Consider the following 18985-nt stretch of genomic DNA (forward strand, 5'->3'; position numbering starts at 1 on the left):
CACACGCAGAGGAGAACATTCCCATGTCCGAAATCACCATCGTGGGATCGCTTCGAGCCCAGCCCGGGAAAGAGGCCGAGCTGGGTGCCGCCCTGGCCGACGTCATCGATCCCACCCACGCCGAAGAAGGGTGCCTCCTCTACGCCGTGCACCAAGGCGTGGATGATCCCACCCGATTCGTCATCATCGAACAATGGGCCGATCAGCACGCTCTCGACGTCCACGTCCGAAGCGACTACATGAGCGTCCTTCTCTCCCGTGCGGGAGACCTCCTGGCTGAAATGCCCGACAGCCCGAAATACGCGCCGCTGCGGCACGGCACGAGCCCTAAGAACACTCTGGGAGGTGCGCGAGCATAGTCATCTCTTCGGGCCGCTTGCAACAGGTGCGTGTGGAGTTCACAGCGGAGCAGGAGCGATCGATTTGCGAGGGGCGGCGGGCGGGCGGATCGTTCCTGCAGGTCGGTGCTCGGGTTGGGCAGCCGGCGCACCTCTTGCAGTACTTCCTTCGCATTCACGGTGGAATCGGGCCGGCTGCTGCGGGACGGTCGCTGACCTGGGATCGGGGACGGGAAATGGCCGAGCAGGAGCAACTCGGAGTGGACCTGCGCATGCCTGTCCATGAGACTCACTGCGCATCTTCCAGCGCAGCTGACGCCAGCCTCGGAAGAGGATCCGGTGCGATGACCGGTTTAGCTCGCCAAAGATTTACGAGACAACCCGTTCAGGCCGAGACGACCGCTCCCCTCCCCCAGATTCCCGGCCATCCTCCATGTCACGCAAAGTCGTCTCAGTCGCTCGCCTGTCTTAGCGGCGCCTCGGGGGGCTAGCGAGACCTGGTTGCATCGTGCGGGACGTCTTCTCCGACGTCACCTCCAGCAGCAAGACCGCCGCATCGCGCCCCGGGATGCAGCGGCTACTCGAATGCGCCGACGCCGGTGACACGGTCGTCGTATGGCGAGTGGACCGGCTCGGGCGGTCCCTGATTGCTGTCCTCAACCGCGTGAATGGGCTCCGCGACGCCGGCAATAGCGTGATGCTGAACATGCTGGCGACCCTGGCCGAGTACGCGCGTGAGCTGATCGTCGAACTCGTCAGTGCCCGCATCGCCACCAGTACTCGCAATAGCCGGCGGGCACGTCTACCCACATGTCCCCTAGTGAGACGGCTGGCGAACCCTGTTGCAGATAAGGCACGTGATCCGGGCTCAATTCCCCGTGAGGTGGACGTTGCGCTCGCGGATGGCCTCCTCGGTTTCGGGGAAGTAGGAGCCCAGCCCGAAGTCGACGGCGCCGGCCTGGATCTGCTCGACGACGGGTCGGAAGGTGCTCTCGTACTCCGCGAACGCGGCGTCGATGTCACCCTCGGCGGTCTGGAAGGCGTCGAAGAGGGCTGTTGCGCCCATGATCGCCAGTGACCCGCCCATCCCGGCCGCGGGGGAAGCGCAGTAGCCGGCGTCTCCGACCAGTGCGACGCGTCCGGATGTCCAACGGGGCATCTTCGTCTGGCTGAGCTTGTCGAAGTAGAAGTTGTCGGCGGTCTCCGCCTTCTCGACCATCGTGGTGAACTGCGCGCCGGCGTCGGCGAACCGTTCGCGCACGATCCTCTTCTGCTGCTCGAGGTCGTGGTAGTCGTACTCGATCTCGTCGTCGGAATGGAAGGCGAGGACGATATCGGTGGTCGTCTCGTAGGAGTTCAGCATCAGAGTCCGTCCGGGCGTGTTCAGGATCATCGTCGTGTCCTGGCCGGCGAGGGTCTCGTCGACGATCGCGACGGTGAAGTAGTTGTGCAGAAAGTGGCTGAAGTCGCGCTCCGGTCCGAAGCGCATCCTCCGCACGGCGGAGTGGTTGCCATCGCAGCCCAGCACGATCGCGAACTCGCCCTCGGAGCCGTCGCGGAAGGTGGCCCGGATGCCGTTCGGAATGTCTGTCAGCGTTGCGATGGCGTTGTCATAGAGCACCTCGACGTCCTCATCGAGGGCTGCGAGCAGGATCGCGAGCAGGTCGTCGCGGTGGATCTCGTAGCCGTCGACCGTACCGTCCGCGCTCGCAGGCTCGGGTTCGATGCGCGCGTCGGTGCCACCGTCGATGTTCTTGAACTCTGTCAGCCGGGGCGGCAGGCTCCTGTCGCGGATCGCCGGGAGGATGGCCCATCCGTTCGACGATCGCGATCGTGTCGTCCCGGATGTCGACGGGGGTTCCCCCCTTCTTCACGCCGGGCCCGGTCTCCACGACGGTGACGCGGTAGCCGAGTCGGCGCATCCAGAACGCCGCCGTCAAGCCGGCGAAGCTCGCACCGGAGACGAGCACCCGAGGTGCCGTGCTCGCGAGTGTCGGTGTCATGGTGGTTCCTTTCCCAGTGCGGACGATCTGCAAACGTGTAGTCACTACAACTTCACGACGACGCTAACACAAAATTGGTGTGACTCTACTTTTCGTGTCACGATGGACGGATGGATGAACCACGCGGCCTGAGGGAACGCAAGAAGCTCGAGACGCGGCACCGGCTCGGCGACGTCGCCGCACGACTCTTTGCCGAGCACGGCTACGACGCCGTGTCCGTTTCCGATGTCGCGCGGGCAGCCGAGGTGGCGGATCAGACCGTCTACAATTACTTCCCATCGAAGCCGGAGCTCGTTCTCGACCGAGCCGATGAGATCCTGGAGCGAACACGACGAGTCGTTGCCGCACGCGCCCGAGACCAGACGCCGGCCGGCGCGGTGCGCGTCCTCGTGCACGAGGACATCGACCGCTTCCGCGATGCCGATCCGACTCTGGCCCGGGGCGAATTCCCTGCTCAGAGTCTGCAGAGCGACACGCTGCGACGATTCGCACTGGAGTTCCGAGACAATCAGGCCGAGGCGATCTCCCGTGCCATCGCCGAGACGGATCCTGAGATCCACCCCCTCGTGGCCCGCGCCCACGCGAGCGCCCTGGTCGCCGTCATCCATGCCATCACCGTGCGGATCGGCGCCGCCATCATCGCCGGCGAAGCCCGAGAATCGGCCGCGGCGGGAATGCGCCGTGACGCCGACGCCGCCCTGGCGGATGCCGCAGAGAACTTCCGTGCCACGAAGGCACGGGCCAGCGCCTAGGCGATGTCACCGGGGAGGGCGGGGATCGCGGAGTACGGGTGCGCCTCGATCCGCATCGGCGGTTCCGCGAGCAGGTCGATGATCTCGTCACGCAGGTCATCGGCCATGTCGCTGGTCTCGTAGGCGTCCTTCGCCTCGACCGAGCGGAACACCTCGATGTTCCACAACACGTCGGGATCGGCGTCTTCCCGCAGCATGATGAACCGGTCGGACGAATCCGACTTCTCCATCCCGATCGTCGCGAGCTCGAAGAGCCGGTCGCCCATTCCGGGCTTCGCGCGCATCTTGATGATGTATGAGGGTTGGTCCGCGAAGGTCACGGTGGGATCCTTTCCCGATTGGAACGTTGTTCCATCAGTATGGAACGCAATTCCAATCTGTGTCAAGATGGCCGCATGGAAAGCGACAAGCCCCGAGCCGATCGGCGCACCGTCGCGCTGTCGAAGTCGCAGATCGTCGACGCCGCGGTTCGGATGCTCGACGCCGGCGGGGTGAGGGCGCTGACCTTCAGAGATCTGGCAGCCCAGCTGTCCACCGGAGCCGGAGCCCTCTACCACCACGTCTCGAGCAAAGACGAGCTGCTCGAGGCCGCTGCCAGCAGCGTCATGGAGTCGGTGCTCGTCGACGCCGATCGCGACGGGCCGGGTCAGGGCGTCCGCACCGTGATGATGGGGGTGTTCGACACGATCGCCGCTCACCCGTGGGTCGGAACGCAACTCGCCGCCGCGCCCTGGCAACCAGCCGTGCTGCTGCTCTTCGAGCGCGTCGGATCCGAGCTCGACGAGCTCGGCGCCCCGGAGGCGGCTCAGTTCGACGGCGCGTCCGTGCTCGTACAGTACCTGGTCGGCGTCGCCAGCCAGTTCGACGCCGCAACGCGTCTCACCGGAATGGAGATGGGTCGACCGGCGTTCCTGAAGGCCGCCACGTCCGACGCCCGGCAGACGGCAGGCAGCCGGTTGTCATTCCTGGATCGAATCAGTCGGCGACTCGCCGAACACGACGATCGGGACCAATTCCGCGCCGGCGTGGAGATCATCCTCGCGGGAATCATCTCGACCTGATCGACAACACGCCACCCGTGCGGGCCCCGCCCGCCTGATGCGGCGTGCATCACGGCCACTACCTGCCGTCGGAGGGGGCCAGCGACAAGGCGACTGCTGTGTTCACCTTCCAGAGCCTCACCGCCTATCAGACCTACCGCACCACCTTCGGCACTCGCGCCCTCGCCGCCGGCGCGACTAGGTCCGCGGTGTCAGACGATCGCCACGATCGCATCCACTTGCACGAGCGCATTGCCCTGCAGCACATTCACGCCGATCATCGAGCGCGCGGGAGGAGCCACGGTGAAGAATTCCCGGTAAACACGATCGATCGCGGAGGCGAACTCGATCAGCACGGGCGTGTAGATGGTGAGCTTGATCGCGTTGGACAGGTCTGCCCCTGCGGCCTGACAGATCGCGTCCAGATTCTTCAGGCACTGTCTCGTCTGAGCGCTGACCGCTTGATCGCCGCCGCCGAACGCCGGGTTCAGCGGTCGAGGCAGCATCTGCCCGGTCGCCGGATCGATCGGAAGCTGGCCCGACACGTAGAGCAGACCGTTGTGCGTGATGGCTTGACTGGATCCCCCGGGCGACCACGGCGCATCCGGCGCGAAGATCACGTTGCGTTCCACAGCTCGCTCCCCCGAGGCTCGTTATCGACGGCACTGCTCACGACATCCTAAGCGGGACCTCATCCTGCCGGCCACGGTCCTGGCCGCCCCTCTCCCCCGAGTCGATCGAGCAGCACGCCGAGGTCGTCACGGAGGCGTGCTTCGAACGCGGGTGTGCCCTCGTCTCGGTACTCGCGTGCGGTGATCTCGACGATCATGGTCACGGTCAGCCAGAGCCGGTAGAGATCCAGGCGCGTGCGCCCGGATGGCGAGAGATCGAAGGCCGACCCGCCCCGTGCATACCCGGCGAGGATCGGCTCGGGAGGCGCGCCCACCGACATGGGGTCGGCCATGGCGAGGTCGAAGAGCGGGTCACCCCAGAGGGACCGCTCGCAGTCGATCGCACACGTCACCGCGCCGGTCGCACGGTCGACGAACACGTTGCCGCGCCAGAGGTCGCCGTGCAACAGCACGGGGTGGGTGACGCGCTCCAGGGCCCCTCGCGCCGAGGCCTCGACGGCGCGGATCTCGCGCTCCGGGAGGCGGACACCCCGCCTGGCGGCCTCGGCGAGCTGCCCGTCGAGCAGCATGCCGAACGCCTCGACCCAGGTCCGGGCGGAGAGATCAGGCGCACGGGCTACATCGACTCCGAAAGCCGTACCCCCGTGGGAGTGATAGGCCGCAAGGACGCCGCCGACCTCACCCTGGGCCCGGCGATGGGCGTCGGCGGTCATCGAGTCCTCGACGAGATCCCATCGATCGCCGAGGGCGCTCGAGACGACCATGACGTCGACGTCGAGGCGCGTCCGACTGAGGTCGAAGTCGAGCAGCCGCGGCGCTTTCATCGCGGGCGACTGTCCGGCCAGCGTGAGCACGGCCACCTCTGTGCGCATCAAGTCGTGCTCGTGGAACAGGAGGGATGCCGATCCCGCGACGGGCGCGGCTTTCACGACGACCTGCACTCCGTCGCGAAGAGTGACCAGATAGGCGCTGGCGAACATCCCGCCGTCCAGGTACTCCGTCGCGACGGGCACCCCGACCCGTCTCAGCACCTCGGCCAGCTCATCGTCGGTGAGCATCCGCTTGCGTGTCGCCATAGCAGTGAATTCTGCTACAACCTGACGGAGTGATGGTGTCCGTCCTCCGCGATCGACCGGATGCGCGCGGGAGATCGTGAACGCGGCGACACGAACGCATTTCCGACGGTCGTCGAGCGATGGGAGCGAAGCCAGGACATCTGCCTGGCTTACACTTCGACTCATGGGTGACACCACCGACCCGAAATCGCTCCTGACCGTAGCCGCCGACGAGGACGACTGGCCCGAAGTGGTCCGGGTGCTCGAGGCGCACTGGTCCACCCTGATCTCCGACCACCCCGTCGTGGTGCGCGATGTCGTCGAGGGCCTGCCCCCCGCGGTCCTGGAGACATACCCGCGCTGGGCGATGGCCCGCGACTACCTGCAACGGATCGTGCCGCGGCCCGGAGAGCAGCTGACCCGGTTCCGCGGCACCGCCTCTCCCCCGCGACCGGTCGGATTCCTCGACCAACTCGCCCAGCTCACTTCGCGAGGCGCGTCCGCGCGCGCGGCCGGCGATCTCGACGCGGCCACGGAGTCGGTCACCAAAGCACGCGAACTCCTGGATGCCGCGAGCCAGGCGACTCGGGACGAGATGCTGTCGGCGCTCCCCGAGGTGCAGTTCGAGTGGGGCATGGTGTGGGAGTACGCCGGGGACTTCGACAAGGCGATCCGCGAATACGTCGACAGCTTCGACGAAGCGCTGCGCGACCAGAACGGCATGGCCCGGATGGTGGCCGCCGGCGCCCTCGCCTGGATCCACGCCCTGTGCGGACGCAACCTCCAGGCACGCCACTGGCTCGACAAGCTGCCGGAGGCGGGCGGCGAATGGTGGAACGGCCGCAGCGCCGTTCCGGCGATCTTCGCCCGCACGCTCCTGCTGATCGACAGTCTGCACTTCGAGGATGCCCGCGCCGAGCTCGCGAAGGCGAGTCTCGCGGTCTCACCGGAACGCTGGCCCTTCCAGAAACTGCTGACCGCTCTCGTCACGACCGATCCGACGGCCGCCATGAGCATCCTCGCGCAGATCGACGGGTCGGCGTCGAAGGTGCCGGCCGCCGTGACGGAGAACGGGCCGATCGGTCAGTACGTGGCGATCGCCCGGTCGATCCTCTTCCGCGTGGCAGGCCAGCCCTCCGACGCCGCCCGCGCCCTTCCGCAGCCCTCGGCGCGGCCCGTCAGCGTCGCCGAGAAGCTGGTCGCGTCGCTGAACGCGAGCCAGTTGATCCGCGCGAGCAACGACGCGGCAGCCGGCCGCATCCTGGCCATCGCCCGCGCCGACCTCGGCACTCCGCGGATCAGTGTGGCGGCCCTCGCGCTCACGGCGGTGACCCAGCTCCGCGACGGAGACCGCGATGCAGCGGCCGCGACCTTCGCCAGCGCGGTGAGTCTCGCCGACGAACGCGCGTTGTTCCATCCGCTCACCGTCGTCCCCCGAACCGAGCTGCTCCAACTCCTCGAGGAATCGACCACAACGCTCGATCCCGAGGTGGCGGGGCGCCTGGTGGCCATCGCCATCGACGGGTCCAAGGATCCGTTCGTGAGCCTCACCCGCAAGGAACGGCAGGTGCTCACCCTGATCGTCGCCGGCACGCGCATCCAGGATGTCGCGACCGAGCTCTTCGTGTCGGTGAACACGGTCAAGTCGCAGCTCGCCTCGATCTACCGCAAGACCGGCACGAACTCCCGCGACGACCTCACGCGCCTCGCCCTGACGACGGGGACTCTGGACTGAGAGCCGCCCGGCCCGCCCTCGATCACGACCGCCGACCGTTCGGCCATCACCCGGATCGCTCCCCCGACGGCCGGATCGCGTCCCACGCGGTGTGACATGATCTGCTGATGCTTCGCGCTCTCCGCAACCCCGGCGTCCGGGCGGCGCTCGCCTCGGCGATCCTGTTCGGCGCCGGCACGCCGCTCGCGAAACTCCTCCTCGATGACGACGTCAGCCCCTGGCTGCTCGCCGGCCTCCTCTACTGCGGATCCGGGATCGGATTGGGTCTGTACCGGCTGATCCGCCGCGCCCCACGCGTGGGGGTCACGCGAGCGGAGATGCTGCCGCTCGCCGGGGCCGTCTTCTTCGGCGGCATCGCCGGACCCGTACTGCTGATGCTCGGCCTCTCGACCATGCCGGCGTCCGGCGCTTCGTTGCTGCTGAATGCCGAGGGGGTGTTCACCGCAGCTCTGGCCTGGTTCGTCTTCCGGGAGAACGTCGACCGCCGGATCGCGATCGGGATGCTCGCCATCGTCGCCGGCGCCGTCGTGCTCAGCATTCCCTCGGGCGCGAGCTTCGGCAGCCCCTGGCCCTCGCTCGCGATCCTCGGCGCCTGCCTCAGCTGGGGGCTCGACAACAACCTCACCCGCAAGGTCGCCCTCACCGATGCGACGTGGCTCGCCGCCGTCAAAGGCGGCGTCGCCGGACCGGTCAATCTAGTGCTGGCGTTCGCTCTCGGCGCGCACCTCCCCGGCGTGGCCAACATCGCCGCCTCGATGGTCGTCGGCCTCTTCGCCTACGGCATCAGTCTCGTGCTGTTCATCGTCGCCATGCGCCACGTCGGCACCGCGAGAGCCGGCGCCTACTACTCGATCGCGCCCTTCTTCGGGGCGGTTCTCGCGATCGCGCTCGGCGACCCGATCAGCTGGCCCGTCATCGTCGCCGGCATCCTCATGGCGGCCGGCGTCTGGCTGCACCTCACCGAGCGTCACGAGCACGAGCACACGCACGAGGCGATCACCCACGACCACTGGCACACCCACGACGAGCATCACCAGCACGACCACACGCCGGATCTGGAGCTCACCGCGAACGGCTGGCACAAGCATGAGCACACGCACGCCGCCATCACCCACACGCACGAGCATTACCCCGACACCCACCACCGCCACACGCACTGACGCCGGTCCGCACCCGCGGTCGCACTCGCCGGCATCGGCCTTTGGCTCGCATTAATACAGTCGAAGCTGTATTAATTGGAGCATGCTCACCCTCAGCACGCGACTCGACGTCATGAACAGGCTCGGTCGGGCCATGGCCGACCCGACCCGCTCCCGCATCCTGATGCTGCTGCTGGATCGCCCCGCCTATCCCGCTGAGATCGCCGAAGACCTCGAGCTCACCCGCCAGAACGTCTCCAACCACCTCACCTGCCTCCGCGACTGCGGCATCGTCGTCGCGGAGGCCCAGGGACGGCAGCACCGCTACGAGATCGCCGACGCCCACCTCAAGAAGGCGCTCGACGATCTGGTCGGTGTCGTGCTCGCCGTCGACGTCTCCGCCCCCTGCAACGACGAGACCTGCACCGTTCCCGGATGCTGCGAGCCCACCTCGTGATCGCCACGATCGAATCTCCGAACCAGGAGCGGAAGGCGTTGCTGCAGCGGCGCATCCGCCTGATCGTCGCTGTCACCATCGGCTACAACCTGATCGAGGCGATCATCGCGATCGCGGCCGGCACCGCAGCCGCCTCCGGGGCCCTGATCGGTTTCGGCCTCGATTCGACGATCGAGGTGCTCTCCGCCGCCGCCGTCGCCTGGCAGTTCACCCGCCGCGACCCCGAACGCTGGGAGCAGGGCACCCTGCGCGTCATCGCCCTCGCCTTCTTCGCCCTCGCCCTGTATGTCGGCGCCACCGCCGTCCTGACCCTCACCCGCGCGGTCGCCGCCGAGCACAGCACCGCCGGAATCGTGCTCACCGCGCTCAGCGTCGTCGTGATGCCGTTCCTCTCCCTCGCAGAACGGCGCACGGGCCGGGAACTCGGCTCGGCGACGGCGATCGCCGATTCGAAGCAGACGCTCATCTGCACCTATCTCTCGGCAGCGGTGCTCCTCGGCCTGCTGCTGAACACGCTCTTCGGCTGGTGGTGGGCCGATCCGCTGGCCGCGCTGGTGATCGTCGTCTTCGCCGTGCGCGAGGGCGTCGAGGCCTGGAAGGGCGACGCCTGCGCCACCTCCGTCGGCATGCTCCTCGACGCCGAGCACGACCCCTCTTGACGGGAACGCATTAGTTCAATCATCATTGAACCAATGACCATTGAACTCATCCATGAGCTGGACAAGCGCGCAGCGAAGCATGCCGCACTCAGCGAGCCGGCACGGTTGCGCATCGTCGACCTGCTCACCCTGGGCGACCTCTCCCCCACCGAGCTGCAGCTCGCCCTCGGCATCAAGGCGAACCTCCTCACCCACCACGTGAACACCCTCGAAGCGGTCGGGATGGTCTCCCGCTCCCGCTCGGAGGCCGACAGAAGGCGCTCTTACGTGCATCTGACCGAGACCGCACTCGACGGGCTCACGCCGGGCGCCCAGGAGCACGCCGACCGCGTGGTGTTCGTCTGCACCGCCAACTCCGCCCGCTCGCAACTCGCGGCCGCGCTCTGGAAGACGCAGTCGGCCATCCCGGCCGCATCCGGGGGAACACACCCCGCCGACCGCATCGCCGCGGGAGCCATCGCCGTCGCCCAGCGGCACCACCTCACTCTCCCCGATGTCGCTCCGCGCATCCTCGGAGACGTGCTCACGGACACAGATCTCGTGGTCACCGTGTGCGACAGCGCTCACGAGGAGATCGGGGCGACCGGCGATCTGCACTGGTCGATTCCCGACCCGGTCCGCATCGGCACCGCAGCCGCGTTCGACAGCGCGTTCGCCGAGCTACGGCGTCGCGTATCGGGCCTCGTTCCGCGGCTCGCCGCATCCTGAACCCCACATCCCCCGAAAGAGCGATCCATGAGCGAAAAGCCCACCGTCCTGTTCGTCTGCGTCCACAACGCGGGTCGCTCGCAGATGGCCGCCGGATACCTGCAGGCCCTCGCCGGCGACCGGGTGCACGTGCTCTCCGCCGGCAGCGAGCCGAAAGACCAGATCAACCCCGTCGCGATCGCGGTGATGGCCGAGGAGGGCATCGACATCGCCTCGAACCAGCCGAAGATCCTCACCACCGACGCCGTGCGCGCATCGGATGTCGTGATCACCATGGGCTGCGGCGACACCTGCCCGATCTTCCCCGGCAAACGCTACGAGGACTGGGAGCTCAGCGACCCCGCCGGGAAACCCGCCGACGAGGTCCGGCCGATCCGCGACGACATCAAAGCCCGCGTCGAAGCGTTGCTCGCCGAGATCCTGCCGCCCACCGAGTAAGACCTCTCTCCCCTCCGACGAGGGGTTCAGAGCGTCAGCGAGATCGCGGCAGCCGCGTGAAAACGTAGTGGACGACGCCGGAGGGCGAGGCCGTGACCTCGACCGTGAAACGTTCCTCGAGACCCTCCAGTCCTTCCCAGAGGCGCACCCCGCGCCCGAGCAGGATCGGCACCACGACCACGTGCAGGTGGTCGACGAGATCGGCCTCGAGGAACTCCCGCACCACCGTGGGGCCGCCGCCGAGACGCACATCGAGACCGTCCGCCTCCGCCGCCGCGAGGGCGAGCGCTTCAGCGGGGGGCAGCGAGCGGAACAGGAAGGTCGTCTCGCCGACCTGGATGTCGGGACGCGCGTGGTGCGTCAGCACCACGACCGGCGTGTGGAACGGCGGCTCCTCGCCCCACCAGCCGCGCCACGACTCGTCCTGCCAGGGGCCCTGCTGCGGGCCGAACTTGCGGCGGCCCATGATCTCCGCGCCGATGCCCTGCCAGGATGCCGCCGCGAACGCGTCGTCGACGCCGCGTGTGCCACCGCCGGACTCCGCGCCCTGGCCGACCGCGCTCGCGAAGGTGCTCGTGGGAAAGAACCAGCCCATCAGCCGCTGCCCGGCGTGGCCGAACGGCGTCTCCAACGACTGGCCCTCCCCGGTCGCGAATCCGTCCAGCGAGACGGCGAGGTTGTGCACTCTGAGCTTGGTCATTCTGACAAGCTAGCGAATGCACGAACCGAACCGAAAGGATGGCGCGAGATGTCATACGCAGTGGATTTCGTGGAAGTCTCCCCCGTGGGCCTGGAGTCGTCGCCGGTCGTCGACGCTCTCGCCGGTCTCCGCGCGAACGAGGCGCGCTACTTCAAGAACAAGTACGACCACGTCTTCACCGTCGAACCCGCGAGCGAGGCGAGCGAGGTCGTCGACTGGGTCAGCGGCATCCTGAAGGACGAACGCGACATCGTGATCGCGTCTCCCCCGCTCGAAGCGACCCGCTTCGAGGTCGAGGGCTACCGGATGGCCTACGTCTTCTACCAGAGCGGCCTCTCGATCAACGTGATGTACGCCCTCGACGACGCCGGCAAGCGCGCGGTGGGGTTCAAGCTCTCCGACGGCATGGAGATCCCCGAGGAGCTCGCCAGCCGCTTCAAGTTCGCGCGCCAGAAGTCGAAGCTGGCCGGAACCATCCGCGGCTCGTACTTCACGATCAAGAACGAGCACTGAGCCGCGGTGAGCACACTCCGCGCCCGAGGCATCCTCTTCGACATGGATGGCACGCTCGTGGACTCCACCGCGGTGGTGGAGCACGTCTGGACGCGCTTCGCCGAACGCCACGACCTCGACGCCGCCGCCCTGCTCGCGACCTCGCACGGCCGCACGGCCGAGGAGACCGTGCGGCGCTGGGCCCCGGCCGGCACCGATGCGGCCTCGGAGGTCGCCCTCCTTCACGGCACCGAGCTCGGCATGGTCGACGGCATCGTCGAGATCCGCGGCGCCGCCGCCTTCACAGCCTCGGTGCCACGCTGGGCGCTCGTGACCTCGGCACCGCGCGCTCTCGCCCTCGCCCGGCTCGAGACCGTCGGCATCCCGGCGCCGGCCGAGCTCGTCTGCGCCGAGGACGTGTCGACGGGCAAGCCCGACCCCGAACCCTACCTTCGCGGCGCCGCGGCGCTCGGCCTCGACCCGGCCGAGGTGGTGGTCTTCGAGGACGCGGAGGCCGGCGTGATGTCCGCCCTCGCCGCCGGCATGCGCACCGTCGTGGTCGGCGGCCTCAGCGCCCCGGTGACGCGGGGGCTCCCCCACATTCCCGATTTCGCCGGCACCACCGTCGCCGTCGACGGCGACTGGATCGAGATCGGCCTCGGTTGAGCCTCGAACCGAAACCAACCGCGCCCGCATCCGCGTGGGTGGCGGTCCGCCGAGTCGCCGATGCGGCAGGATCGCAGGCGTGACTGATTTCGCGACACCGTTCTCCGCCGTTCTCTTCGACTGCGACGGCGTGCTCGTCGACTCCGAACGCATCACCAACGGCGTGCTGCACGAGATGCTGCACGAGCTCGGCTGGCCGATCAGCGAGGCCGAGTGTGTGCGCCTCTTCGTCGGCCGCGCCTTGAAGGACGAGTGGCCGGTCATCCTCGAGCACACCGGGTTCCGCATCACCGAGGAGTGGCTCGTCGAGTTCCGGGCCAGTCGGAACGCGGGCATTCGCGCCAGCCTGCAACCCATCCCGGGGGCGGTCGATGCCGTAACGCTGATCGCCACGGCATACGGCGACCGCATCGCGTGCGTCTCCGGCGCCGACCGCCACAAGGTCGAGATGCAGCTCGCGCTGACGAGCCTCGACGGCCCCTTCGGCGACCGGGTCTTCAGCGGCATGGAGCAGCCCCGCTCGAAGCCGGCACCCGACGTCTACCTCGCCGCCGCCGCCGCGCTCGGCATCGACCCGGCCACCGCGGCCGTGGTCGAGGACTCGATCGCGGGCGTCACCGCCGGGGTCGCCGCCGGCGCCACGGTGCTCGGTTTCGCGCCGGGCGGCCCGGTGCACGAGGCTCCGGATGCGCTGCTCGAGGCGGGCGCGGCCCTCACCTTCGCGAGCATGGCCGAGCTGCCCGCGCTGGTGGGCATCCCGGCCGGCGCCGCGTGAACGCGGCCTGACGGCAGCCGTCGCCGCCGCTCGCATTACCTCACCTCACCTCACCTCACCTCACCTCACCTCACGGGAGTAGCACCACGAGCCGCTCGGTCGCCCGCGTCATCGCCACGTAGCGATCGACCGCCCCCTCGATGCCCTCACCGAAGGCATCTGGGTCGACCACCACCACGAGATCGAACTCGAGGCCCTTCGCGAGCTCCGGGGTGAGCGAACGGATGCGCGGATCGCCAGCCCACACGGCCGCCGCACCCCCGACGCCGGCTCCGGCCGCGCTCCGGGCACGGTCGGCTGTGATCACGCATCCCACCCCCTCGTCCTGTGCGGCGAGCCAGCCGTCGACGACCGCGTCCAACTCCTCGACAGCCCGGAACTCGACCGGCACTCCACTGCGCCGCACGGCGGCCGGCACGTTCGCCTCGGGCAGCGCGGCTCGGATCGCGGGCTCGGCGACCGCCATCACCTCCTCCGGGGTGCGGTAGTTCACGCTCAGGGTCGCCACCGTCACACCGCCTGGATCGATGCTCACCCGCGCGAGCCGCTCCGGCCAGGTCTCGGTGAAACCGTGACGGGCCTGCGCCCGGTCGCCGACGATCGTGAAGCTGCGCGAAGGGCACCGGCTCACGAGCATCCGCCACTGGGCGTCCGTGAGCTCCTGCGCCTCGTCGACCACGATGTGGGCGAACGGGCCGGAGAGCTCGTCGGGCTCCACGCCGGGCAGCGCGGCCTCGTCGAGCAGCGAGTTCTGGGCGTCCTGCTCGCGCAGCATCATGGCGAGGTGCAGCTCGTCGTTGTGGTCGGCGGCGAGCAGATCGTCGATCACGGCGTCCATCCGCTCGCGCTCCCGGGCGATCGCCTTCTCGCGGTCGCGACGCCGGCGCGGCGCTCCAGGGTCCCCGATGCGCTGGCGGGCCGCGTCGAGCAGCGGCAGATCGGCGTCGGTCCAGGCCCGCGCATCCGAACGCTGCAGCATCCTCACCTCGGCGACGTCGAGGCCGGGAGCGCACCGCTCAAGATGCCCCGGCACCGACCACAGATCGGCCACCAGCCCCACGGGGTCCAGCAGCGGCCACGCGCGAGCGAACGTTCCCGCGAGCTCCTCGTCGCGAGCGAAGGAGGCGCGCAGCAGAGCGGGCGGCACCTCTTCGTCGGCCTCGCCGTGCTTCTGCAGCAGGATGCCCAGGAGCTCCTCCCAGACCTGGTCGCGAGCCTCGTTGTGGGGAACCCCGGGCTCGGCCGCGTCGAACGCCTCGGCCCAGTCGGCCGCCTCGACGGAGATCTCGGCCCAGTCCGTCTCGATCGTCACACTGCGCCGAGGCGGCCGCTCGTGCATCCGCACGGCGTTCTCGATCGCGGCCACCATCGCCGCACTGGACTTCAGGCGCGCGACGGCCGGATCGGTCTCCCGCACGGCGCTCGCGCCCTCCGGCACGAGTTCGGCGAGCGTGCAGCTGTGTACCCCTTCCTCCCCGAGGCTCGGCAGGACGTCCTCCACGTAGGAGAGGTAGGCGGCGCTCGGCCCGACGAACAACACGCCCCCGCGGCCGGGCGCGAGCCGCGGGTCGGAGTAGAGCAGGTAGGCGGCGCGGTGCAGCGCCACCACGGTCTTGCCGGTGCCGGGTCCGCCGTCCACGACGAGGGCGCCACGGGAGCCGGCCCGGATCGCGGCGTCCTGGTCGGCCTGGATGGTGCCGAGCACATCGCGCATCCGCGCCGAGCGGCTGCCGCCGAGGCTCGCGATGAAGGCCGACTGGTCGTCGAGGGCCACCCCCGCCGCGAGCGCGCGGGGAGTGAAGGCCTCGTCCCAGTAATCGCAGATGCGCCCGCTGTTCCAGCGATACCGTCGGCGGCTCGCGAGGCCGAGCGGATGCGCGCGGGTCGCCGCGAAGAACGGCTCGGCCGCGGGCGAGCGCCAGTCGACGAGCAGCCGCCGCCCCTCGTCGTCGGTGAGGCCGAAACGGCCCACGTAGACGGGCTCGGGGTCGTCCTCGAACACCAGGCGCCCGAGGCAGAGGTCGAGTCCGTAGCGGCGCAGAGCGCGGAGGCGCGTGGTGAGCCGGTGCACCTCGAGGTCGCGGTCGAGCGCCTGCTGTCCGCTGCCGCCCGGGCCGCGAAGGGCGGCAGAACGATGTTCGATCAGCGCGGCGATCGAACGCTCCAGGTTCCGCGCGACCGCCGAGAGGTGCTCCTCGTCGTCGGCGATGAGGGCCGGGTCCGCCTTGGCGGACAGGCGTTCGGGAAGGTCGAAGACGCGCACGGGAACTGTCACGGTCGTCGATTCTCGCCCACACCCCCCGCCTTGCGGCAAGCCCCCCGCCCAGCGATATCCTGAACACGGCAGGCACGCTCCATGCTGGCCCCATCTGCTCTTTGGTGCCCCGAAGTATTGCTAGATTGTCTAGTGAAATGCGAGCGGGCTACCCGACGACTCCGTCGGGCCCCACAGCCGAGGGGGCCACGACGTGGGAAAGTTCATCTACGGCAACAACGGCGTCGAAGTCGAGATCGAAGACCGCACGCTGGCGCACCTCAAGATCGCGATCTTCTCGAAGCTCCGGCGCAACGAGTCCTTCTCGTTCTCGTGGCAGGTCGACGCCGACTCGGGCAGCGGCCGCCACTCGGTCTGGCTGAGCCCCTCCGCGATGGTGCACTTCCACTTCTACGGCAACCGCCCCCCGTCGCTGAACCGCGCGTGGCTCAAGCTGATGATGGGCTCCGCGAACGAGGGAGATCTGCGCCTGATGGACGAACCCTCCGATGCCGAGGTCGACCTGGGCACCGCCGCCACTCAGGCCCGTTGGTGACCCTGAGAATCCGGCCGGCGGTTCAGGCGGCCTCGACGGTCCACGGTTCGACGCTGTAGCCCCACGCCGTCGTGCGCTCCACCGCCTGCATCGCCGCCTCCTGAGTCTGGAAGACGCCGAGCACGTCGGGGTGCCCCTCGGTCAAGTCGAGAACGATCCATACCTGCACCGGCCCACCACCTCTCTTCTCGCGCTCAGCTCCCGGCAGAGCTCCGGCGCGTGCCCTCGAACCTACGCCCGAACAGGTCTCACCGCCCGCACGGCGAGAGGATTCCCCCACACCGGCTCACCCCCGTCCACGCCCGCGATGACCGCCAGACCGGCGGATGCGCGCGCGGCGAGCACGAAAGCCCCCTTCGCCGTCACGGTCGACACAAAACTCCGAAGCTCGCGTGTGAGGGCGGGAGGCGGCGGCTCGGGTGCATCGAGGTACACGAGATCGTCGTCGCGGATGCCGGGCAGCGCAGCGAAGAGCGGCCGCACCGCGAGCCGCACCTCGCGTTCTCCGAGCAGCCGGCCGAACTCCCGGAGCTTCGCCTCGTCGAAGGCGACCGTCTCGCGCCCGTAGCGCGCGCCGGAGAACTCCTGCAGCGGCCCGCCGAGCGGATGCGGTTGCGCCGTGCCGCGCAGGTACACGAAACGGGCGGCGCGCTCAGCGATCGGAAGCCGGCTCACCGCATCCGGGTCCTGGTCCCGCAGCGCTGCGAAGGCGCTGGGAGAGTGAGCGGCGGCGAGCCGCCCGACGGCGTCGATCACCCCCTCGACGTCGGCGCGCGCTGCCTCCCAGGTGGCGATCACCTCGGCGTTGGGGCTGCTCAACGAGAACACGGCGCCCGGATGCTCGTGCATCATCCGCAGCGCGACCGCACCGCCGTCGAGGAACGGCTCCGCGTAGTCGGCCATGACGGCCGGAACGGCGGCGGCGACCGACTCGGCGAGTCGCCGGTTGTGCGCGGTGTCGAGGTACGGCGAGCCGATGCGCCGAGGTCCGGACGCGTTCACACGCCCCGCTGCACGACGAGCTCGGCGACGACCCGGCGCACGAGGTCTTCGGGCAAGGGCGCGCGGTAGGAGAACTTCACCGTGTCCTTCGAGGCCCGGTACGGCGCGAGCTCCGCCTCGAGCTCGCCGTCGAACGCCGGGATCGCATACAGAGCCAGGTGGGTCTTCCAGCCCGCGAAGTAGACGAGTGAGCGGCTCGCCACGGAGTAGGCGGGCATGTTGTACCCGATCGACTCGACCGCCGTGGGAGCTGTCGTGGTCACGATCTCGCGCACCCGGGAGAGCACCGGCCGCACCTCGGCCGGAAACCCGGCGATGTACTCGTCGACCGAGTCGACCTGCTTCTGCGCCATGCCCGCTTCCCGCCTCCCGTTCGCTCCGCACCGAGACTCAGAGTGTGGGGATCAGCCCGCCGTCGATCGTCACGTCGGTGCCGGTGAGGTTCGCCGCGCGAGACCCCGCCAGGAACACCACCACGTCGGCGACCTCGTCGGGTCGCGTGAAGCGGCCCGTCGCGGTGCCCGCCACCGCGGCCGCCGCCACGTCCTCGGGCCGGCCGCCGCCCGCCTTCGAGACGGTGTCGGCGACTCCCCCGGCGCCGAGCCACAGCTCGGTCTCCACCGGTCCCGGGCTGACGCTGTTCGAACGGATGCCCCGGGAGCCGAACTCCTTCGACACCGCCTTCACGAAGTTGAGCAGTCCGGCCTTGCTCGCGCTGTAGTCGATGACGGCCGGGTCGGGCAGCACGGCGTTCACCGAGGCGACTGTGACGATGGCGCCGCCGCCCGCCGCGAGCATCCCGGGCAGCACGGCGCGGGTGGTCCGCACGGCGGCGAGGAGGTTGAGGGTGAGCGATCGCGACCATTCCTCGTCGGTCACCGAGAGGAAGCCGCCGACGCGCGTCTTGGCGGCGCCGACGTTGTTCACCAGCACGTCGACCACGGGGCCGGCAGCCGCGATCAGCGCATCCGGTCCCTCCGGCGTCGAGAGATCAGCCGAGACGAAGCGCACGCCGCCCCCGGCGACGAGAGCATCGAGCTCGGGGCTCGAGGAGCGGGCGCCGGCCACCACGAGGGCACCCTCGGCCACGAACGCCGTGACGATCGCGAGCCCGATGCCCTTGCTCGCCCCGGTCACGACGACGGTCTTGCCGCGCAGTCCCTGATCCATCGTCGGCTGCTCCCTGCTGGAGGCGCTCTAGACGCCGGGTTCGTCGTAGTACGAGACGTGCACCTCGTTGCGGGCCCTGGCCGCTTCGGCACGCTCGATCCGGAGCCGCTCGGCGCGCTCGTTGCGCTCCCGCAGCACCTCCGGGTCGACCTCGACGCGGCGAACGCTCAGGCTCCCCTTCGTGGTGGGACTCGAGGACTTCGCCGCGGCGGCACGCGGGCTGCGTGGCGCAGCCGCGGCCCGAGGCGCGGCGACAGCCGGCATCTTGCCCGAACCGGCGCACTGCTCACTGTTCTTGTTGTCATGCTGGAGCACCGTCTGCGAGACCAGTCCGATCGAGACGCTTTTGCCGCACACGGGGCATTTCGTTGCTGCACTGGCCATGATTCGATTTTCGCACGGATCTCCGCCTCC

Annotated in this window: 24 protein-coding genes and 1 pseudogene; 14 read left to right on the forward strand and 11 right to left on the reverse strand. The window is 69.1% G+C overall.

Annotated elements, in window-relative coordinates:
- Positions 1 to 23: 23 nt before the first annotated feature.
- Complete coding sequence (locus tag VD659_RS09710) at positions 24 to 359, forward strand: putative quinol monooxygenase (RefSeq protein WP_423260886.1); 336 nt, start codon at positions 24 to 26, stop codon at positions 357 to 359.
- 487 nt (positions 360 to 846) lie between these two features.
- Positions 847 to 1023: pseudogene (locus VD659_RS09715) on the forward strand (recombinase family protein); the annotation flags it as partial.
- 183 nt (positions 1024 to 1206) lie between these two features.
- Here VD659_RS09715 and VD659_RS09720 read toward each other — a convergent pair.
- Positions 1207 to 1959 (reverse strand): FAD-dependent monooxygenase, encoded by a 753-nt coding sequence (locus tag VD659_RS09720; RefSeq protein ID WP_423260887.1) that lies wholly within the window; start codon positions 1957 to 1959, stop codon positions 1207 to 1209.
- A gap of 492 nt (positions 1960 to 2451) precedes the next feature.
- Here VD659_RS09720 and VD659_RS09725 point away from each other — a divergent pair, with 492 nt between their 5' ends.
- Positions 2452 to 3093, forward strand: coding sequence for a TetR/AcrR family transcriptional regulator (locus tag VD659_RS09725; RefSeq protein WP_423260888.1), 642 nt, complete (start codon positions 2452 to 2454; stop codon positions 3091 to 3093).
- Here the strand turns inward: VD659_RS09725 and VD659_RS09730 are convergent.
- Complete coding sequence (locus VD659_RS09730; protein ID WP_423260889.1) at positions 3090 to 3413, reverse strand: putative quinol monooxygenase; 324 nt, start codon at positions 3411 to 3413, stop codon at positions 3090 to 3092. The genes VD659_RS09725 and VD659_RS09730 overlap by 4 nt on opposite strands.
- A gap of 75 nt (positions 3414 to 3488) precedes the next feature.
- Here VD659_RS09730 and VD659_RS09735 point away from each other — a divergent pair, with 75 nt between their 5' ends.
- Positions 3489 to 4154, forward strand: a complete 666-nt coding sequence (locus tag VD659_RS09735) for a TetR/AcrR family transcriptional regulator (RefSeq protein WP_423260890.1) — start codon at positions 3489 to 3491, stop codon at positions 4152 to 4154.
- 191 nt (positions 4155 to 4345) lie between these two features.
- Here VD659_RS09735 and VD659_RS09740 read toward each other — a convergent pair whose 3' ends face one another.
- Together VD659_RS09740 and VD659_RS09745 are read right to left on the reverse strand one after the other, a co-directional pair.
- Entirely contained in the window at positions 4346 to 4765 is a 420-nt protein-coding gene (locus VD659_RS09740) for a RidA family protein (RefSeq protein WP_423260891.1), read from the reverse strand.
- A 59-nt stretch (positions 4766 to 4824) separates the two neighbouring features.
- A complete protein-coding gene (locus VD659_RS09745) occupies positions 4825 to 5841 on the reverse strand; it encodes a phosphotransferase (RefSeq protein ID WP_423260892.1) in 1017 nt (338 codons plus the stop codon).
- 163 nt (positions 5842 to 6004) lie between these two features.
- Here VD659_RS09745 and VD659_RS09750 point away from each other — a divergent pair, with 163 nt between their 5' ends.
- From VD659_RS09750 to VD659_RS09775, 6 genes are all read left to right on the forward strand, one after another.
- The gene (locus VD659_RS09750) at positions 6005 to 7555 is read left to right on the forward strand and encodes a helix-turn-helix transcriptional regulator (protein WP_423260893.1); all 1551 of its coding nucleotides are present in this window, start codon (positions 6005 to 6007) and stop codon (positions 7553 to 7555) included.
- A gap of 107 nt (positions 7556 to 7662) precedes the next feature.
- The gene (locus tag VD659_RS09755) at positions 7663 to 8715 is read left to right on the forward strand and encodes an EamA family transporter (RefSeq protein WP_423260894.1); all 1053 of its coding nucleotides are present in this window, start codon (positions 7663 to 7665) and stop codon (positions 8713 to 8715) included.
- Between the two features lie 82 nt (positions 8716 to 8797).
- Positions 8798 to 9151 carry a Cd(II)/Pb(II)-sensing metalloregulatory transcriptional regulator CmtR gene (gene cmtR / locus VD659_RS09760; RefSeq protein WP_423260895.1) on the forward strand — a complete coding sequence of 118 codons (354 nt, stop codon included), beginning with the start codon at positions 8798 to 8800 and terminating at the stop codon, positions 9149 to 9151.
- Positions 9130 to 9810, forward strand: coding sequence for a cation transporter (locus tag VD659_RS09765; RefSeq protein ID WP_423260896.1), 681 nt, complete (start codon positions 9130 to 9132; stop codon positions 9808 to 9810). Before cmtR ends, VD659_RS09765 begins: the two co-directional genes overlap by 22 nt.
- Before the next feature lie 33 nt (positions 9811 to 9843).
- The gene (locus tag VD659_RS09770) at positions 9844 to 10518 is read left to right on the forward strand and encodes a MarR family transcriptional regulator (protein WP_423260897.1); all 675 of its coding nucleotides are present in this window, start codon (positions 9844 to 9846) and stop codon (positions 10516 to 10518) included.
- Positions 10519 to 10545: 27 nt separating this feature from the next.
- Positions 10546 to 10956: an arsenate reductase ArsC gene (locus VD659_RS09775; protein ID WP_423260898.1), complete on the forward strand. Its 411-nt coding sequence runs from the start codon at positions 10546 to 10548 to the stop codon at positions 10954 to 10956.
- A 34-nt stretch (positions 10957 to 10990) separates the two neighbouring features.
- Here the strand turns inward: VD659_RS09775 and VD659_RS09780 are convergent, their stop codons facing one another.
- Positions 10991 to 11656 (reverse strand): dihydrofolate reductase family protein, encoded by a 666-nt coding sequence (locus VD659_RS09780; RefSeq protein WP_423260899.1) that lies wholly within the window; start codon positions 11654 to 11656, stop codon positions 10991 to 10993.
- A 48-nt stretch (positions 11657 to 11704) separates the two neighbouring features.
- Between VD659_RS09780 and VD659_RS09785 the strand changes: the two genes are divergently transcribed.
- From VD659_RS09785 to VD659_RS09795, 3 genes are all read left to right on the forward strand, one after another.
- Positions 11705 to 12169 carry a phage tail protein gene (locus VD659_RS09785; protein ID WP_423260900.1) on the forward strand — a complete coding sequence of 155 codons (465 nt, stop codon included), beginning with the start codon at positions 11705 to 11707 and terminating at the stop codon, positions 12167 to 12169.
- Between the two features lie 6 nt (positions 12170 to 12175).
- A complete protein-coding gene (locus VD659_RS09790) occupies positions 12176 to 12814 on the forward strand; it encodes an HAD-IA family hydrolase (RefSeq protein ID WP_423260901.1) in 639 nt (212 codons plus the stop codon).
- A 79-nt stretch (positions 12815 to 12893) separates the two neighbouring features.
- Positions 12894 to 13589 (forward strand): HAD family hydrolase, encoded by a 696-nt coding sequence (locus VD659_RS09795; RefSeq protein ID WP_423260902.1) that lies wholly within the window; start codon positions 12894 to 12896, stop codon positions 13587 to 13589.
- A gap of 70 nt (positions 13590 to 13659) precedes the next feature.
- Here the strand turns inward: VD659_RS09795 and helR are convergent, their stop codons facing one another.
- Entirely contained in the window at positions 13660 to 15864 is a 2205-nt protein-coding gene (gene helR, locus VD659_RS09800; RefSeq protein ID WP_423260903.1) for an RNA polymerase recycling motor ATPase HelR, read from the reverse strand.
- Positions 15865 to 16057: 193 nt separating this feature from the next.
- Between helR and VD659_RS09805 the strand changes: the two genes are divergently transcribed.
- Entirely contained in the window at positions 16058 to 16399 is a 342-nt protein-coding gene (locus VD659_RS09805; RefSeq protein WP_423260904.1) for an ATP-dependent DNA ligase, read from the forward strand.
- A 22-nt stretch (positions 16400 to 16421) separates the two neighbouring features.
- Here the strand turns inward: VD659_RS09805 and VD659_RS09810 are convergent, their stop codons facing one another.
- From VD659_RS09810 to VD659_RS09830, 5 genes are all read right to left on the reverse strand, one after another.
- A complete protein-coding gene (locus VD659_RS09810; protein WP_423260905.1) occupies positions 16422 to 16544 on the reverse strand; it encodes a hypothetical protein in 123 nt (40 codons plus the stop codon).
- An 86-nt stretch (positions 16545 to 16630) separates the two neighbouring features.
- Positions 16631 to 17401 (reverse strand): hypothetical protein, encoded by a 771-nt coding sequence (locus tag VD659_RS09815; protein ID WP_423260906.1) that lies wholly within the window; start codon positions 17399 to 17401, stop codon positions 16631 to 16633.
- The gene (locus VD659_RS09820; RefSeq protein WP_423260907.1) at positions 17398 to 17754 is read right to left on the reverse strand and encodes an iron chaperone; all 357 of its coding nucleotides are present in this window, start codon (positions 17752 to 17754) and stop codon (positions 17398 to 17400) included. The genes VD659_RS09815 and VD659_RS09820 overlap by 4 nt, the downstream gene beginning before the upstream one ends.
- Positions 17755 to 17791: 37 nt before the next feature.
- On the reverse strand, positions 17792 to 18571 hold the full coding sequence (locus tag VD659_RS09825; protein ID WP_423260908.1) for an SDR family oxidoreductase: 780 nt from the start codon (positions 18569 to 18571) through the stop codon (positions 17792 to 17794).
- A gap of 27 nt (positions 18572 to 18598) precedes the next feature.
- The gene (locus tag VD659_RS09830) at positions 18599 to 18955 is read right to left on the reverse strand and encodes a hypothetical protein (protein ID WP_423260909.1); all 357 of its coding nucleotides are present in this window, start codon (positions 18953 to 18955) and stop codon (positions 18599 to 18601) included.
- Positions 18956 to 18985: the final 30 nt, after the last annotated feature.

This window comes from Herbiconiux sp. 11R-BC (assembly GCF_049472555.1).
GTDB lineage: Bacteria > Actinomycetota > Actinomycetes > Actinomycetales > Microbacteriaceae > Herbiconiux.

What these genes read in the sequence shown, in the direction of transcription:
- VD659_RS09780 (WP_423260899.1), bottom strand. Translation starts at nt 11,656, where the DNA reads ATGACCAAGCTCAGAGTGCACAACCTCGCCGTCTCGCTGGACGGATTC.
- VD659_RS09755 (WP_423260894.1), top strand. Translation starts at nt 7,663, where the DNA reads ATGCTTCGCGCTCTCCGCAACCCCGGCGTCCGGGCGGCGCTCGCCTCG.
- VD659_RS09745 (WP_423260892.1), bottom strand. Translation starts at nt 5,841, where the DNA reads ATGGCGACACGCAAGCGGATGCTCACCGACGATGAGCTGGCCGAGGTG.
- VD659_RS09735 (WP_423260890.1), top strand. Translation starts at nt 3,489, where the DNA reads ATGGAAAGCGACAAGCCCCGAGCCGATCGGCGCACCGTCGCGCTGTCG.
- VD659_RS09830 (WP_423260909.1), bottom strand. Translation starts at nt 18,955, where the DNA reads ATGGCCAGTGCAGCAACGAAATGCCCCGTGTGCGGCAAAAGCGTCTCG.
- VD659_RS09825 (WP_423260908.1), bottom strand. Translation starts at nt 18,571, where the DNA reads ATGGATCAGGGACTGCGCGGCAAGACCGTCGTCGTGACCGGGGCGAGC.
- VD659_RS09820 (WP_423260907.1), bottom strand. Translation starts at nt 17,754, where the DNA reads ATGGCGCAGAAGCAGGTCGACTCGGTCGACGAGTACATCGCCGGGTTT.
- VD659_RS09725 (WP_423260888.1), top strand. Translation starts at nt 2,452, where the DNA reads ATGGATGAACCACGCGGCCTGAGGGAACGCAAGAAGCTCGAGACGCGG.
- VD659_RS09710 (WP_423260886.1), top strand. Translation starts at nt 24, where the DNA reads ATGTCCGAAATCACCATCGTGGGATCGCTTCGAGCCCAGCCCGGGAAA.
- VD659_RS09785 (WP_423260900.1), top strand. Translation starts at nt 11,705, where the DNA reads ATGTCATACGCAGTGGATTTCGTGGAAGTCTCCCCCGTGGGCCTGGAG.
- VD659_RS09770 (WP_423260897.1), top strand. Translation starts at nt 9,844, where the DNA reads ATGACCATTGAACTCATCCATGAGCTGGACAAGCGCGCAGCGAAGCAT.
- VD659_RS09765 (WP_423260896.1), top strand. Translation starts at nt 9,130, where the DNA reads ATGCTGCGAGCCCACCTCGTGATCGCCACGATCGAATCTCCGAACCAG.
- VD659_RS09750 (WP_423260893.1), top strand. Translation starts at nt 6,005, where the DNA reads ATGGGTGACACCACCGACCCGAAATCGCTCCTGACCGTAGCCGCCGAC.
- cmtR (WP_423260895.1), top strand. Translation starts at nt 8,798, where the DNA reads ATGCTCACCCTCAGCACGCGACTCGACGTCATGAACAGGCTCGGTCGG.
- VD659_RS09775 (WP_423260898.1), top strand. Translation starts at nt 10,546, where the DNA reads ATGAGCGAAAAGCCCACCGTCCTGTTCGTCTGCGTCCACAACGCGGGT.